This window comes from Calidithermus terrae, assembly GCF_003574345.1.
Taxonomy (GTDB): Bacteria; Deinococcota; Deinococci; order Deinococcales; family Thermaceae; genus Calidithermus; species Calidithermus chliarophilus.
The window spans coordinates 12,613-27,297 of sequence record NZ_QXDL01000028.1; the positions used below are offsets into that span (position 1 = coordinate 12,613).

Below are 14,685 nucleotides of genomic sequence, written 5' to 3' on the forward strand. Positions count from 1 at the left end.
CTGGCTTTTGCGGGTGCTTGTCTAAAGCCGCCGGGAGTGCTAGACTTGGCTTTAGCGGTTCTCCCTGGTGATTCGGGGTGGGTTTCAGGCCCACCCCTTCTTCTTGGGGGAAGTGGAAGCTCAAAGTCCATAGCCGTCGGAGGAAAGGAGGGGTCTCCAATGCTGAGCACAAGCTTTTCGGGGCTCGGGTTGGGGTTTGGACCGTGGATTGGCAGCAACTAGCCCAAGAGGTGCTGGGGCGCCTGGGGTACGACGTGCTGGAGGCCAGCCTCAGGCCGGCGGGCAAGAGCCGAGTGCTGCTCGTGCGCATCGAGCGCACGGACGAGGTGCCCGTGAGCGTGGCCGACCTCGAGCGCGCCAGCCACACCCTCGGCGACGAGCTCGACCGCCGCGACCTCATCGAGGGGGCCTACCGCCTGGAGGTCGAGTCCCCCGGCCCCGAGCGCCCGCTCTTCACCGTGCGCCACTTCGAGCGCTTCATGGGGCTCAAGGTCAAGGTCAAAAGCGAGCAGGGCAACTTCACCGGCCGCGTCCAGACGGTGCACCCGGACCGCGTGGACTTCCTGCTCGACTCGGGCGAGACCAAGAGCCTCGAGCTCGGCAGCTTCAAGGCCAACCTCGCCGAGTGGCCGGACACCCCGAGGTAAAGATGCCGAACGCCGAACGCCGCACGCTGAACGCCCGCGGAAAGCCCGTGGCAAATGGGAAAAGCTTTTTACCAAAGGCCACGGGCCACGGGCCTTCGGCGTTTGGCTATCGGCTATCGGCGTTCGACGCGCCGCTGTGCGGCGCAAAGGAGGAACAGTGAACCGAGAATTCGTCGAAGCCTTAACTCAGGTCGCGGTCGAGCGCGGCGTCACCGCCGACGAGCTCATCGCCGCCTTCGAGTACGCCCTGCGGCAGGCCTACCTGCGCCAGCGGGGTTACAAGCAGAAAGAGGTCGAGGAGGGGCTAGGCCCCGTCGTCGAGGTGCAGCTCGACCCGCAGACCGGCGAGCTGGACGTGCTCGAGATCCGCACCGTGGTCGAGAAGGTGGAGAACCCCGACCGCGAGATCTCCCTCGCCGACGCCCTCACCTACGACCCCGACGTGCAGGTGGGCGAGGAGATGGAATTCCCCGTCGAGCGCGAGGAGTTCACCCGCATCGCGGTGCTCGCCGCCAAGCAGGTGCTCACCCAGCGCCTGAAGGAGGCCGAGCGCAACCGCGTGCACACCGAGTACAAGGACAAGGAGGGCGAGGTCATCACCGGCACCGTGGCCCGCGTGGACAACCGCGGCAGCGTCTACGTGGACTTAGGCCGCGGCGAGGCCCTCATGCCCATCAAGGAGCAGATCCCCTCCGAGCGCTACCACCCCGGCCAGCGCGTGAAGGTCTACCTCAAGCAGGTGCAGCGCGGCTCGAAGGGCGCCAGCCTCATCGTCAGCCGCGCCAGCGAGGAGCTGCTGCGCTACCTGCTGCGCCAGGAGGTCCCCGAGATCGCCGAGGGCATCGTGGAGGTCAAGGCCGTCGCCCGCGAGCCCGGCAGCCGCTCGAAGGTCGCGGTGATGAGCCACAACCCCAACGTAGACCCCATCGGCGCGTGCATCGGGCACAAGGGACAGCGCATCCAGGCGGTGAGCTCGGAGCTCGGCCGCGAGCGCGTGGACATCATCCAGTGGTCGCCCAACGTGCGCGAGTTCATCCGCAACGCCCTCTCCCCCGCCCAAGTCGGCAACATCGACGTTGACACCGAGGGCAAGCGTGCGCGGGTGGTGGTCTCGAAGGACCAGCACTCCCTCGCCATCGGCAAGGCCGGCCAGAACGTGCGCCTCGCCAGCAAGCTCACCGGCTTCGAGATCGACTTCGAGGAGGCCGAGGAGATCACCGACCTCGACGCGGCCATCCTGCGCGCGAGCGAGAAGGAAGAGAAGGAGCGCGTCAGCCAGGACGCCAAGAGCCGCTTCGATAGCCTGTTCGCCGACCCGGACGAGTGAGAATGCCGAACGCCCGACGCCGAACGCCCAACGCCAGCAGGCCGTACGTCCTACGGCGTACGCAAAACGCAATACGCAGGACGCAAACCGTTGGTGGTTTCTGGCGTCTGGCGTCTGGCGTTTGGCGTTTGCCGTTTGGCAGCTTTTGGCTACCGGCTACCGGCTACCGGCGGGGTGCCGCGTGAAACCCAAGCACGTCCCCGAGCGCATGTGCGTGGCCTGCCGCCGGCGCAGGCCCAAGCGGGAGCTGCTGCGCGTCGTGCTCACCCCCGAGGGCCCGGTGATCGACCCGAGCGGCAAGAAGCCCGGGCGCGGGGCCTACGTCTGCCCCGACCAGCCCGAGTGCTGGGCGGAGAAGAGGCTGCGGCGCTTCGCCGGGGCCGGGGCGGCGGCGCTGGCGCAGGCGCTGAACGCGCTGCTGGCGCCCGCGCCCGAGAACCCTTAAAGAACCATTTGTGGAGGTGCCAATGGCTAAAGTACGCATTTACCAGCTCGCCAAAGAGCTGGGCATGACCAACGAGGAACTGCTGGAGATCCTCGACAACATGGGCGTGGAGTACAAGTCCCACGCCTCGACCCTCGAGGACGAGACCGCCGCCGCCGTCAAGGAGCTCATCGGCGAGCAGCGCCTGGCCGAGGAGGCCAAGAAGGCCGAGGAGGCCCGCAAAGCCATCCCCCACCGCGCGCCGGTGGTGGTGATCATGGGCCACGTGGACCACGGCAAGACCAGCCTGCTCGACTACCTGCGCAAGAGCCGCATCGCCGAGAAGGAGGCGGGCGGCATCACCCAGCACGTCGGGGCCTTCGAGGTCAAGGTGGCGTCCTCGAGCGGCACCGCCGGCACCGTCGTCTTCATCGACACCCCGGGCCACGAGGCCTTCACCAGCATCCGCGAGCGCGGGGCCAAGGTGGCCGACATCGCCGTCATCGTCATCGCCGCCGACGACGGCGTGATGCCCCAGACCCGCGAGGCCATCGCCCACGCCAAGGCCGCCGGGGCCAAGCTGATCTTCGCGGCCAACAAGATCGACCTCCCCCAGGCCAACCTCGACAAGGTCTACCAGGACCTCATGCGCGAGGGCATCGTGCCGGTGGCCTACGGCGGCGACGCCGAGGTGCTGCCCATCTCGGCCAAGACCGGCCAGGGCGTGCAGGACCTGCTCGAGACCATCCTGATCACGGCCGAGCTCGAGGACCTGCGCGCCGACCCCAACGCCGAGGCCGTGGGGGTGGTGATCGAGTCGCGCGTGGACAAGCAGGCCGGGGTGCTCGCCAGCCTGCTGGTGCAGCAGGGCACGCTGCGGGTGGGCGACTACGTGGTGGCCGGGGAGCACTGGGGCAAGATCCGGGCCATGACCGACTCCGAAGGCGCCCGGCGCAACCAGACCGGCCCCTCCACCGCCGTGCAGGTGCTGGGCTTCTCCGAGCTGCCCTCGGCCGGGACCACCTTCGAGTGGGTGCCCGACCAGGTCGCGGCCAAGGAGATCACCGAGGAGCGGCGCCTCGAGCGCGAGGCCAGCGCCGCCGCCCCCGAGGTCAACCGCCCGCGCAACATCGCCGACCTGCTGCGCCAGATGCAGGGCAGCGAGCAGAAGGAGATCAACCTCATCCTGCGCACCGACACCCAGGGCTCGCTCGAGGCCATCCAGCAGATCCTGGCGCGCGAGCAGAACGAGGAGGTCAGGATCAACCTGCTGCTGGCGGCGGTGGGCGCGCCGTCGGAGTCCGACGTGCTGCTGGCCTCGACCGCCAACGGGGCGATCTTCTCCTTCGGCGTGGCCCCGGCGGGCTCGGTGAAGAAGATGGCCGAGCAGAAGGGCGTGCCGCTGCAGAGCTTCCGCATCATCTACGAGCTCATCGACGAGGTGCGCAAGATGGTGCGCGGCCAGCGCGAGCCGGTGTACAAGGAAGAGGTCCTGGGCCAGGCCGAGGTGCGCGCGGTGTTCAAGCTCTCCAGCGGCGTGGTGGCGGGCTGCATGGTCACCAGCGGCAAGATCACCCGCGGCGCCGACATCCGGGTGCTGCGCAAGAAGCAGGAGGTCTGGAAGGGCAAGATCCACGCGCTCAAGCGCTTCAAGGACGACGTGCGCGAGGTGGCCCAGGGCTTCGAGTGCGGCATCACCCTCGAGGGCTTCACCGACTTCCAGGAGGGCGACGTGCTCGAGGCCAGCCAGCAGGTCGAGGTGGTGCAGGACTGACCGGCCGAAGGGAGCGCTCTGGGGTTCAAAAAGATAGCCCCTGGGGGTCTTTGGTTCGGGTGATCGCCTTTTTGAATCCGGTATGACGCCCCGCGCGTCGTGAGGGGAGGGGAACATGAGCGACCGGGCGCTCACGGTGGTGCTGCTGGCCGTCCCGCTGCTGCTGATCGCGGGGTTGGTGGCGAGCCTTTCCACCGCCTGGGACCGCTGGCAGGCGATGCAAAACGCCTTCGAACGGGAGGTGCTGCTGCGGGTGGTCACGCCCGACCCCTCCCCCGACGCCCTCGAGCGCACCCGCCGGGTGGTGCAGGAGCGGCTCAAGGCCTACGGCGCCCGCCGCTCGCGGGTGCAGGTGCAGACCCCTCCCCGCCTGCGGGTGCAGGCCTCGGGCCTGAGCGAGGACAACTACCGCCGCTTCCTGCGCAGCGTGACCCAGGTGAGCCGCCTGGAGTTCCGGCTGGTCAAGCCCGGCGCCAAGGGCCTCACCGTGAGCGAGCTGCGCGAGGCCCGGGCCGCCAACCCCAAGCTCGGCGAGAAGGACCTGATGCCGCCGAGCGCCCTCGAGCCCGCCGCCCTCACCAACGCCGACCTCGAGCGGGCCGAGGCCGTCTCCGACAGCGACGGCACCCCGCGCGTCCGGCTCACCTTCACCCCCGAGGGCGGGCGCAAGCTCGAGCGGCTCACCGGGGCCAACCCGGGGCGGCGGCTGGCCGTCGTGCTCGACGGCAAGGTCTACACCGCCCCGCGCATCGGCGGCCCGATCAGCGGCGGGGTGGCGGCGGTGTCGGCCTCGAGCGCGGCGGAGGCCAAGGGCCTCGCCGACAAGCTCCAGGCGGCGGCCGTCCCGCTGCGGCTGGCGGTGGAGAACCCCAAACCCTAGCGCTCGCCCACTGGGGCGGGCCGAGGCGATAAGATTGACGAACATGACCGGACGCTGGGGACAAGGCTGGATCAGTTGGGTGATCCTGGGGGTGCTCCTCCTGGGGCCCGACCCCCTCATCCTGCCCGCCCCCCCGGCCAAGGCCACCGTCGCCAACTGGTCGAGCAACCCCGGGCCGCAGTTCCAGGAGAAGGCCAACCCCGGGGGCTGGCTGGGCTGGCTGCCCTTCCTGCTGCCGCGCAACGAGCGCTTCCGGCTGGCCCGGGCGCGGCTGGGCCCTCCCCAGCCGCGCCTGCCCCGCCCGCGCGGGCGGGGGCGGCTGTTCCTGCTGTACGGGCGGCTGCAGATCGAGGGCTGCTGAGCCCCGCCCGGCACAGGGTCTCCTCGAGCACGCGCGGCTCGCGGAGCCCTCGCCGGGCGCGTGGACCTGCCCGCGGGAGCCGCCCCCCTCAGGCGCAGGCGCTTTCGCGAGAGCCCGACCCCCAGCGACGAAGCCCCACGGCCTTTTGGCGTCCCCGACGCCTCGGAAGGAGCACTCAACCATGCGACCCCAACCCATGCGGCCCGGCTACCGGCCGCGCACCCCCACCCCCCAGACCAACCCCTTGTGGACCGGCCTGTTCCTGCTGCTGGTCCTCGTCGCCGCCGTCGTCGGCATCTGGAAGCCCTGGGTCCCCGCCAGCGAGCCGCGGGTAAACCTGGGCCTCGACCTCCAGGGCGGCCTGCGCATCACCCTCAAGACCGAGGCCCCCAACCCCACCCAGGAGGACCTCGACACCGCCCGCACCGTGCTGGAGAACCGCGTCAACGCGCTGGGCGTGGCCGAGCCGTTGGTGACGGTGCAGGGCAACGACCGGGTGGTGCTCGAGCTCCCCGGCCTCAAGCAGAGCGACCAGGAGAAGGCCATCCGGCTCATCGGCCAGACCGCCAAGCTCGAGTTCCGCATCGTCAACGCCAACGCCAGCGGCACCACGGTGGCCGAGATCAACGAGCAGATCCGCGCCAACCCCGGCCTCAAGCGCTCCGACCTCGAGCAGAACCTCATCAAGCTCAGCGACCTCGGCGAGCCGCTGCTCTCCGGCGCCGACCTCGCCAGCGCCCGCGCGAGCTTCGAGCCCGGCACCGGCCGCCCGGTGGTCGAGCTCTCCTTCAAGCCCGAAGGCGCCCAGAAGTTTGCCGACATCACCCGCCAGAACGTGGGCAAGCGCCTGGCGATCGTGCTCGACGACAAGGTCTACACCGCGCCCAACATCAACCAGGCCATCACCGGCGGCAACGCCATCATCACCGGGCTCTCCGGCCTCGAGGAGGCCTCCGACATCGCGCTGGTGCTGCGCTCGGGCGCGCTGCCGGTCAAGCTCAACATCGCCGAGACCCGCGCCATCGGCCCCACGCTGGGCCAGGACGCCATCGCCTCGGGCATCCGTGCCGCCGTGGTGGGCGCGGTGCTGATCTTCGTGCTGCTGTTCGCCTACTACGGCTTCTGGATGGGCCTGGTGGCCGCGCTGGGCCTGATCTACACCTCCGTCCTCATCCTCGCCATCTTCACCAGCCTGGGCGTGACCCTCACCCTGCCGGGCATCGCGGCGCTGATCATGACGCTGGGCGCCGCCGTAGACGGCAACGTGCTCTCCTTCGAGCGCATCAAGGAGGAGCTCAAGAACGGCAAGCGCTTCCGCCAGGCCATCCCCGGGGGCTTCTCGCACTCCATCGTCACCATCCTCGACGTCAACATCTGCCACCTGCTGGCCGCCGCCGCGCTCTACCAGTACTCCACCGGCCCCGTGAAGGGCTTCGCCGTCTCGCTGGCGGTGGGCGTGGTGGCCTCGGTGTTCTCCAACCTCGTCTTCAGCCGCTACCTGCTCGAGCGCATCGCCGCCATCCGCGAGGTGCGCCCGCCCTACTGGCTGTGGGGCACCAAGATCGACTTCATGAAGCCCTCGCGCTACGTGACGCTGGCGAGCCTGGTCCTCGCCGCCGTCGGCGGGGGGATCGTGCTGACGAAGGGCTTCAACTTCGGCATCGACTTCACCGGAGGCACCGCCTTCACGGTGCGGGTGACCGAGAGCGTGAACTCCGAGCAGATCCGCTCCTTCCTCGACGGCACCGGCATCGAGGGGGCGGGCGGGGCCGAGGCCATCGTCACCAGCCTCTCCTCCACCGGCGGCGGCCGCGAGTTCTCGGTGCGGGTCAAGCAGCTCAGCGAGGACAGCCGCATCGCGCTCGAGCGCGCCTTCGGCGAGAAGCTGCAGGCCCAGGTGCTCCAGTCGGAGACGGTGGGCCCGGCCATCGGCTCCGAGCTGCGCCGCAACACCATCTGGGCGGTGCTGGTGGGGCTGGGCCTGATCCTGGTCTACGTGGCGATCCGCTTCGACTGGGTCTTCGGCGTCGCCAGCCTCGTCGCCGTGGCCCACGACATCGCCATCGTGGCCGGGATGTACAGCCTCTTCGGGCTCGAGTTCACCATCCCCACCGTGGCCGCCTTGCTCACCATCATCGGCTTCTCGCTCAACGACTCGGTGATCATCTCCGACCGCATCCGCGAGAACCTCAAGCTCATGCGCGGCTACAGCTACTACGAGATCGTCAACACCTCCATCAACCAGACCCTCTCGCGCACCATCATGACCGCCCTCACCACCATGCTGCCCATCCTGGCGCTGCTGTTCCTGGGCGGCCCGGTGCTGCGCGACTTCTCGCTGGCGATCACGGTGGGCTTCGTGGTGGGCACCTACTCCTCGATCTACGTGGTCTCGGCGCTGGTGGTGTGGTACAAGACCCGCGAGGCGGCCCGCCGCAAGGTGGCTAAGGCGTAGGGTTGTCGGTAGCCGATAGCCGATGGCTAGGAAGGGGGGGACTTCCCCCCTTCTTCTTTGCCCTACACTCAGCCTATGAACGAGACCCGCAATTCCAACCCGGTGATCGGCGTCGTGCTGGTGGCACTGGGCTTGCTATTCCTCGTGGGGCAGTGGTTCGATTTCGACGTCGGCAGCTTCGCCTGGCCGCTGTTCGTCCTGGCACCGGGCGTGCTGCTGCTGGCGGGGGCGCTGTTCGGCGGCAAGAACCTGCTGCCCCTCGCCATCCCCGGCAGCATCGTGAGCACGACCGGGCTGATCCTGTTCTTCCAGAACCTCACCGGCCGCTTCGAGACCTGGGCCTACGCCTGGGCGCTGATCCCCGCCGCCGTGGGCGCCGGGATGTTCCTGATGGGGAGCTGGGGCTCCGACGAGGCCGGCCGCCAGCGCGGCTGGAACCTCATCCTCACCGGCCTGGGCCTGTTCGTGGCCTTCGGCGTCTTCTTCGAGTTCTTCATCTTCGGCGGGGCGGCGGGGCTGCGGGTCGTCGGGCCGCTGGTGCTGATCGCGCTTGGGGTGTACCTGCTGACGCGGCAGCGGGGGTAGCCCGGAGCCCCGCAGCCGATGGCCGAACGCCAGGCGCCGGTGGGGGCCTACCTACTTCTCCTGGGCCTTCAGCGGCAGCGGGGTTTCCTTCGGGGCAGGCTCGGCCTTGTCCGTCTCCTCGCCCTGCCCGGCGCTGACGATGTTGTTCACGCTCTCCTCGGGCACCTCGGGGCGCTTGAAGAGCTCGAGGTAGACCTCCTCGTACAGCGCCTTGATGATGATGAGCAGGGGCACCGTGAGGAACACCCCCATGATGCCCTTCACCGAGCCGAAGATCAGCACGCCCATCAGCAGCGAGGCCGGGTGCAGGTGCACGGTGCGGCCCAGGATCAGCGGGTTGGTGATGCTGGCGTCGATCTGCTGCACCACCACCAGCACCACGATGGCCCAGAAGGCCAGGCTCCAGGCCCCCTCGGCCCCCGCCACCAGCACCGGCAGGCTGATGCCCAGCCAGGGCCCCAGGAAGGGGATGGGGTTGGTGACGGCCGCCACCACCCCGAAGAGCACCGCGTTCTTATAGCCCACCAGCGCCAGCCCGATCCCCACCAGCAGCCCCACCACCGCCGAGGAGATCATGGTGCTGATGAGCCACATCCCCAGTTGCGAGCCGATGCGCACCATGGTGCGCTCGACCACCGGGCGACTGTGCGGGGGAACCCCGCTCAGCACGCCCTTGACCAGGGGGTCGGGGTTCATGAGCAGGAACAGCACCAGCGTCAGCAGCACCAGCGTCAGGGCGAGCAGGCCCACCACCGAGCTGGCGATGGCGTACAGCCGCCCCACCATGTCCCCGTCGAGGAAGCGGGAGAAGTTGACCTCGGGCAGCCCCTGGCCGAGCGGGGCCAGCACCGGGTAGCGCTGGCCGAGGGTCCGCAGGCTCTCCTCGAAGCCTTCGATCAGCGTGGGCAGGCTCTCGGCGAAGCGGGTGCCCTGGGCCATCAGCAGCGGCACCAGCACCGCGACCAGGCCCCCGAACAGCGCCAGCAGGCCCAGCACCAGCAGCAGCGCCCCCAGCCGGCGGGGGACGCGGAAGCGGGCCTCCAGCCGCGCCACCAGCGGGTTGAGGCCCATCACCAGCACCACCGCCAGCAGGATGAACACCAACGGCGTCAGCACGGCCCCCGCGAACTCGATCACCAGCAGCAGCCCGAAGACGAGGAGGATGGCGTTGAACAGCACCCGCTGCAGGGCTCGAGCCTCGAGCGTGAAGAACTCCCCGGGTCGGCGCTGCATAAGCTCAGCCCCGGCGGACATAGATCTTGGCGCTGGAGGCCGGGAAGGTGTCGGCGAGCCGGCCGCCGGCGGAGTCGATGTCGTAGCCGAAGGTCAGCTCGCGCCACCGCCCGTCGGGGAAGGGGATGGTGAGGGCCTTGTCCTCGTCGCGCAGGTTGGCCACCACCAGCACCTCCGCCTCGCCGTAGCCCCGGCGGTAGGCGATGACGCCGCCTTCTTGGTCGAGGTGTATGGGTTCCATTTCGGCTCCTTTGAGGGCGGGGGAGCCGTGGCGCAGGCGGGCCAGGAAGGCGTAGTGCTCCTTGAGCGCCCGGCCGTAGTCGGCCCCCAGCAGATCCCACTGCAGCGGGCGCACCTCCTGCTTGCGCGCGCGGTGCCCGCCGAACTCCTGCCCCTGGTAGAGCAGGGGGTTGCCGACGGCGGTGAAGAGCAGGGTGGCCCCCAGCTTGTTCTTGCGCAACGCCTTGTCGCCGGTGATGCCGTAGTCGCCCAGCACCCGCATGAGGGTGATCTCGTCGTGGGACTCGAGGAAGTGCACCACCCGCTCGGGGGCGGCGTAGCCGTGGTTGCGCGGGTCGAGGGCCTCGAGGGTCTTGCCGGGGTCGTAGAAGTGGTCGCGCAGCTCGCCCTCGCACAGCGTGGCCACGACCTGCAGCTCGAAGCGCTGGTGCCAGGCCCCGTCGGCGGGGCCGTCGGGCCCGGCCACGGCCGGGTTCTCGGGCAGGTGTTCGGCCACGAGGTAGAAGGGCTTGCCGGCGGCGGCCTCCTTGGCGTGGCGGCGCAGGTCGTGGAGGATGTCGAAGTTGTCGATGACGTAGGTGGCGTCGAGGCGGTAGCCGTCAACGCGGTACTCGCGGGCCCAGTAGGCCGCCACCTCGGCGGCGAACTTGCGGGCCGGGAAGAGGCCCAGCGTGTCGTCGAAGCGCTCGTAGTCGAGCTTGGGGCCGAAGTAGAGCTCGTCCTCGCGGGTGTCGCGGTACCAGTAGAAAAAGTCGATCTGGGCGAGGGGGGCCTTGTCGTCGGAGTGGTTGAAGACCATGTCGAGGATCACCCGCATGCCGCGCGCGTGGCACTCGTCAACGAGGCGCTTGAAGTCCTCGGGGGTGCCGTAGGCGTTCTCCAGGGCGGTGAAGTGGCGCGGGGTGTAGCCCCAGGAGTTGCGGCCGGGGTAGGCCTTGACGGGCATGAGCTCGAGCGCGTTCACCCCGAGCTCGCGCAGGTAGTCGAGCTTCTCGAGGAGGCGGGCGAAGGTGCCGGGGGTCTTGCCGTCGTGGGTGAACTCGCCCACGTGCAGCTCGTAGATCACGAGCTCGTCGTCCTGGGGCAGCGGCACGCCGTCGTGCCGCCAGGCGTAGCCGGGGGCGGTGGTGACGTCGCGCCCGCCTTGCACGACGAGCAGGCTGGCGTCGTCGCTGGCCTCGTCCACGGCGCGGGCGAGCGGGTCGGCGACCTCGACCGTCGCGCCGTCGAGGAAGGGCGAGAGCGAGTCGAGGCGGAACTTGTAGCAGTGCCGCCCGTCGGGCACCTCGGCCTCGGCCCGCCAGGTGCCGCCCTCGTCCTTCTCCAAGGGAACGGGCCGCTCGAGCCACGAGCCGACGAGCTCGACCTTCTCGACGTGGGGAGCGAATAGCGTGAATTCCATAGCGTCCGACCTCCGCTGGCACCGTCGCGCCCGCTAAGGGGTGGCGAGGCCGCCCCCTTTCGGGTGTCCCTCCGACTCGCCCGGAGCCTCTTCGAGTGTGGGTAAACGCGCTGATGCGGCTCTGACAGGGTGCTGAAAGGGGGCTGAGGGGTGCTGCACAGCGAAGAGGGCGGGGTGCGGCCCCGCCCTCCGGGTCCATCCCTGCCCTCAGCGCCCCATCGCCCGGCGGGCCCGGTTGAGCCAGTAGCGCGCCTGCGCGTTGGCGGGCTCGAGGGTGAGCGCCTGGCCGTAGGCCCGCTCGGCGGTGGCGTAGTCGCCCTGCTCGTAGGCGGTGCGGCCCAGCCAGTACCAGGCGCTGGCGAAGCCGGGGGCGCTCTGCACGGCCGCCTCGAAGAAGCGGCGGGCGGAGGCCCGGTCCCCGCGCTGGTGGCTGGACACCCCTTGCAAGTAGGCGTCGGCGGCCTGGAGGTTGTACTGCGCGGCCAGCTCGGCCCGGCGCAACTGGTAACGGTCGGTGGGGCTGGCCTGCCCCGAGGCCGCGACCTCCCGCCACACCCGCAGCGCCTCGGCCGGGTTGCCCTGCTCGAGCTGCACCCGCGCCACCCAGCGCTTGGCCTCGAGCCAGTTGGGCGCGGCCTGGGCGGCGCGGTTGAAGTGCCCCAGTGCCTCGCCCGCCTTGCCCAGGGTGTACGCCTCGTAGCCCAGGTAGAACGCGCTCACCGCGTCGCGGCCGTAGTTGACGCTGCTCTGGCTGAGCTCGAGGAAGTAGCGGTTGGTGGCGTCGGGCTTGAGCTGCACGGCCCGCTGCCAGTTCTGGCGGGCGGCGGCGGTGTTGCCGCTCTCGAGGTGGATGCGCCCCATCCACTGGTAGGGCTGGGGGTCGTTGGGGGTGAGCTCGGCGGCGGCCCGGAACTTGGCGAGCGCGACGTCGAACTCCCCGCGCTGGTAGGCGGCGTAGCCCAGGTTGAGCTGCACCAGGCTGGCCTGCTGGCGCACCTTGGGGTCGTTGAGCCCGGCGAGCTGGATGTGGCGGTTCCAGGCCTCCTCGGCCTTGATCCACCACTTGGTCTCGGTGTAGAGGTTGCCCAGCACCCGCCAGACCTCGGGGGCCTGGGGCTCGAGGGCCGCCGCCTCCTCGCCCTTGGCGATGGCCCGCTTCCACAAGTCGGCGTCGGGCGAGGGGGCGACGTTCTGCTGGCGGGCCTGCTGGGCGAGGGCCTGGGCCTCGTCGAGGAGTTGCCGGGTGGCCGGCTGGAGCGCCAGCGCCAGGCCGGCCAACAAGCTTACAGCGATGCTTAGCCACAGTTTCATGTGCACCTCCGTGGGGTCGGGCGCGCGACGCCTAGCCGTGAGGCTGGGTGACGGGGCCGGCGACCCCGGGCGTGCGGTGTGCCTCAGGCCCGCCCCGGCCGAAGCAGGTCATTGCACGGCGGTGTCGGCCGCCTCCTGCTGGGCCACGTCGAGCATGGCCGCCACCTGGGGGTTCTCCTCCCAGCGCAGCGAGGCCTCGAGGAAGGGGATGGCCTCGACCGCCAGGCCCCGGCTCAGCCGGATGTAGCCGATCTTGGCCGCGCTCAGGGCCGCCCACTGCCGCTCCTGGTCGCCGAGCTGGGCCATCTGCTCGAGCTTGAGCCAGTTCTGGTAAGCCCTCCACCAGAACTGCGTGCGGGTGTAGAGCTCGGCCAGGGTGCGCAGGTAGGTGGGGTTGCCCGGCTCCGCGGCCACGGCGGCCTCGGCGTTGCGGATGGCCTGGTTCCACAGGATCTGGTCGTAGAAGTCGGTGACGTAGCGGGCGTCGGCCTCGAGGGCCAGCCGCTGCGCCTCGGCGTGGTACTGCTCGGCGGTCATGGCCGGCTGGGCGGGGGGTTGGGCGGTTTGGGCGTACGCGCCGCCCAGCCACAGGCTGCTAGCCAGGAAAGCCGATGTCGTAAGGACTTTCAACGCTTTGTTCCGACGGGTCATACCTTGCCTCCTGTCCCACAAGGACAGATTTAGGTTGGGCACGGGGCTTGAAATTGGGCTGACCCCTGGCTGAGATTCGGCTGATGAGAAGCCCGGTTTTCTCTCGACAGGAACGGGGCTTTTCTCAGCCTAGGCTCAGGAAGGCGACAGCGACTCATCAGCCGGCACGCCTAGCTTGAAGGCGTGAACTCGAGGCCGCTCGAGCCACAGCAGGACGCTGAAACCACACGAGGGGAGGTGAAAGAGTGTTGAGCTATGCCGTGCTATTCCTGGTGATCGCGCTCGTCGCCGGCGTGCTGGGTTTCATCGGTCTGGCGGGGCTTGCCGCCGACATCGCCAAGATTCTGTTCTTCATATTTTTGGTCGCCTTCTTAATTAGCCTGGTCACCCGCAGACGCACACCGGTATAGCGCTCAACGAGTGAAAAAACACTGCTCTCGAGGGGCCGCCCGGCAGTCCGCACATCCCTGCCGGGCGGCGTTTTTTTTCACACGAAGCGCCGGAGGAAGCGCGCCACCGCCGGCCAGTACTCGGCGCGGTAGGGCGGGAAGCTCAGGGCCAGCGAGCCGTGCATGCCCGTGTCCCGGGGGACGAACTGCGTCTTGTCGGGCGAGGCCACCGCCGCCAGGATGCCGCGCACCGCGGGGCCCTCGAAGCGGGCGGAGGTGGCAAAGACCGGCACCCGCACCCGGGCCGCGGCCTCGCGCACCGAGAGCCCGGGCCCCAGGTACTCCCCGGGCGAGAAGGCCAGCACCGCGCCCACCTCGGGGTGGCGGGCCGCCAGCACGAACACCAGGGCGGCGGAGTAGCTGCTGCCCCACAGCAGCAGCTTGCCGCGGTGGCCGGTGGCCTTGGCCCAGCCGAGGGCGGCCTCGAGGTCGGGCAGGGCTTCGGCGAAGGCGGCCGGGCGGCCCAGGCCGTCGCGGGTGCGGTTGGTGCGGTTCCACATGGTCCCGCCCGAGCGCTGGTCGATCGCCAGGCAGTTGAAGCCCATCCGCACGAGCTCGGGGGCGATGGCCTCGTACTCCCAGCGGTTGGAGCCCGACATGTGGAACAGCAGGATCAGGGGCCGCTGCTTGGAGGCGGCGGCGTAGTAGCTGCCGAAGACCCTCACCCCGTCGGCCGCCCGGAAGCTCACCTCCTGCTGGGCCGACGCCAGCGGCCCCAGCACGGCCCACACGAGGAGCAGCCAGGGTTTCATTGTTCCCTCTAGACCAGAGTCTAGCGCTTCGGGAGCCGGGCAGTTGTGGGGTGGGACGCGAATGGCGAGGTATTCCTTTATGCCGGTGGGGAGGGGTTGGTTTGCGGCGCGGTGGTTTGGCGGGGACCGCTCCGCCGTCGGGGGAGCTAGGGGGAGGCGATTCCCCATCACCTCCCCCTCAGCTCCCCCGAGGG

The 14,685-nt window shown here is 69.7% G+C and carries 15 protein-coding genes; 10 read left to right on the forward strand and 5 right to left on the reverse strand.

Annotation, left to right across the window (positions count from 1 at the left end; genetic code table 11):
- Nucleotides 1-203 precede the first annotated feature (203 nt).
- From rimP to Mterra_RS05240, 9 genes are all read left to right on the forward strand, one after another.
- Complete coding sequence (gene rimP, locus Mterra_RS05205; protein WP_119314209.1) at nt 204-647, forward strand: ribosome maturation factor RimP; 444 nt, start codon at nt 204-206, stop codon at nt 645-647.
- A 2-nt stretch (nt 648-649) separates the two neighbouring features.
- Nucleotides 650-808, forward strand: a complete 159-nt coding sequence (locus tag Mterra_RS22180) for a hypothetical protein (RefSeq protein ID WP_170159559.1) — start codon at nt 650-652, stop codon at nt 806-808.
- Nucleotides 805-1,974, forward strand: a complete 1,170-nt coding sequence (nusA, locus tag Mterra_RS05210) for a transcription termination factor NusA (RefSeq protein ID WP_119314210.1) — start codon at nt 805-807, stop codon at nt 1,972-1,974. The genes Mterra_RS22180 and nusA overlap by 4 nt, the downstream gene beginning before the upstream one ends.
- A gap of 208 nt (nt 1,975-2,182) precedes the next feature.
- On the forward strand, nt 2,183-2,419 hold the full coding sequence (locus tag Mterra_RS05215) for a YlxR family protein (protein WP_119314223.1): 237 nt from the start codon (nt 2,183-2,185) through the stop codon (nt 2,417-2,419).
- 22 nt (nt 2,420-2,441) lie between these two features.
- Nucleotides 2,442-4,172: a translation initiation factor IF-2 gene (gene infB, locus Mterra_RS05220; protein ID WP_119314211.1), complete on the forward strand. Its 1,731-nt coding sequence runs from the start codon at nt 2,442-2,444 to the stop codon at nt 4,170-4,172.
- A 115-nt stretch (nt 4,173-4,287) separates the two neighbouring features.
- On the forward strand, nt 4,288-5,052 hold the full coding sequence (locus Mterra_RS05225; protein WP_119314212.1) for a SecDF P1 head subdomain-containing protein: 765 nt from the start codon (nt 4,288-4,290) through the stop codon (nt 5,050-5,052).
- 43 nt (nt 5,053-5,095) lie between these two features.
- Entirely contained in the window at nt 5,096-5,413 is a 318-nt protein-coding gene (locus Mterra_RS05230) for a hypothetical protein (RefSeq protein ID WP_147372557.1), read from the forward strand.
- A 196-nt stretch (nt 5,414-5,609) separates the two neighbouring features.
- Nucleotides 5,610-7,868, forward strand: a complete 2,259-nt coding sequence (secD, locus tag Mterra_RS05235; protein WP_119314214.1) for a protein translocase subunit SecD — start codon at nt 5,610-5,612, stop codon at nt 7,866-7,868.
- 75 nt (nt 7,869-7,943) lie between these two features.
- A complete protein-coding gene (locus Mterra_RS05240; protein ID WP_119314215.1) occupies nt 7,944-8,453 on the forward strand; it encodes a hypothetical protein in 510 nt (169 codons plus the stop codon).
- A 51-nt stretch (nt 8,454-8,504) separates the two neighbouring features.
- Here the strand turns inward: Mterra_RS05240 and Mterra_RS05245 are convergent, their stop codons facing one another.
- The 4 genes from Mterra_RS05245 to Mterra_RS05260 all read right to left on the reverse strand — a co-directional run bounded on the left by Mterra_RS05245 (nt 8,505) and on the right by Mterra_RS05260 (nt 13,290).
- Nucleotides 8,505-9,686: an AI-2E family transporter gene (locus Mterra_RS05245; protein ID WP_170159560.1), complete on the reverse strand. Its 1,182-nt coding sequence runs from the start codon at nt 9,684-9,686 to the stop codon at nt 8,505-8,507.
- A 4-nt stretch (nt 9,687-9,690) separates the two neighbouring features.
- On the reverse strand, nt 9,691-11,328 hold the full coding sequence (locus Mterra_RS05250) for an alpha-amylase family glycosyl hydrolase (protein WP_119314217.1): 1,638 nt from the start codon (nt 11,326-11,328) through the stop codon (nt 9,691-9,693).
- A 207-nt stretch (nt 11,329-11,535) separates the two neighbouring features.
- Nucleotides 11,536-12,639 carry a tetratricopeptide repeat protein gene (locus Mterra_RS05255; protein ID WP_119314218.1) on the reverse strand — a complete coding sequence of 368 codons (1,104 nt, stop codon included), beginning with the start codon at nt 12,637-12,639 and terminating at the stop codon, nt 11,536-11,538.
- A gap of 108 nt (nt 12,640-12,747) precedes the next feature.
- Nucleotides 12,748-13,290, reverse strand: a complete 543-nt coding sequence (locus Mterra_RS05260) for a hypothetical protein (RefSeq protein WP_147372558.1) — start codon at nt 13,288-13,290, stop codon at nt 12,748-12,750.
- 245 nt (nt 13,291-13,535) lie between these two features.
- Between Mterra_RS05260 and Mterra_RS05265 the strand changes: the two genes are divergently transcribed.
- Nucleotides 13,536-13,700 carry a DUF1328 domain-containing protein gene (locus tag Mterra_RS05265; RefSeq protein WP_119314220.1) on the forward strand — a complete coding sequence of 55 codons (165 nt, stop codon included), beginning with the start codon at nt 13,536-13,538 and terminating at the stop codon, nt 13,698-13,700.
- A gap of 77 nt (nt 13,701-13,777) precedes the next feature.
- Here Mterra_RS05265 and Mterra_RS05270 read toward each other — a convergent pair whose 3' ends face one another.
- Nucleotides 13,778-14,491 (reverse strand): alpha/beta hydrolase, encoded by a 714-nt coding sequence (locus tag Mterra_RS05270; RefSeq protein ID WP_170159561.1) that lies wholly within the window; start codon nt 14,489-14,491, stop codon nt 13,778-13,780.
- Between the last annotated feature and the right edge of the window lie 194 nt (nt 14,492-14,685).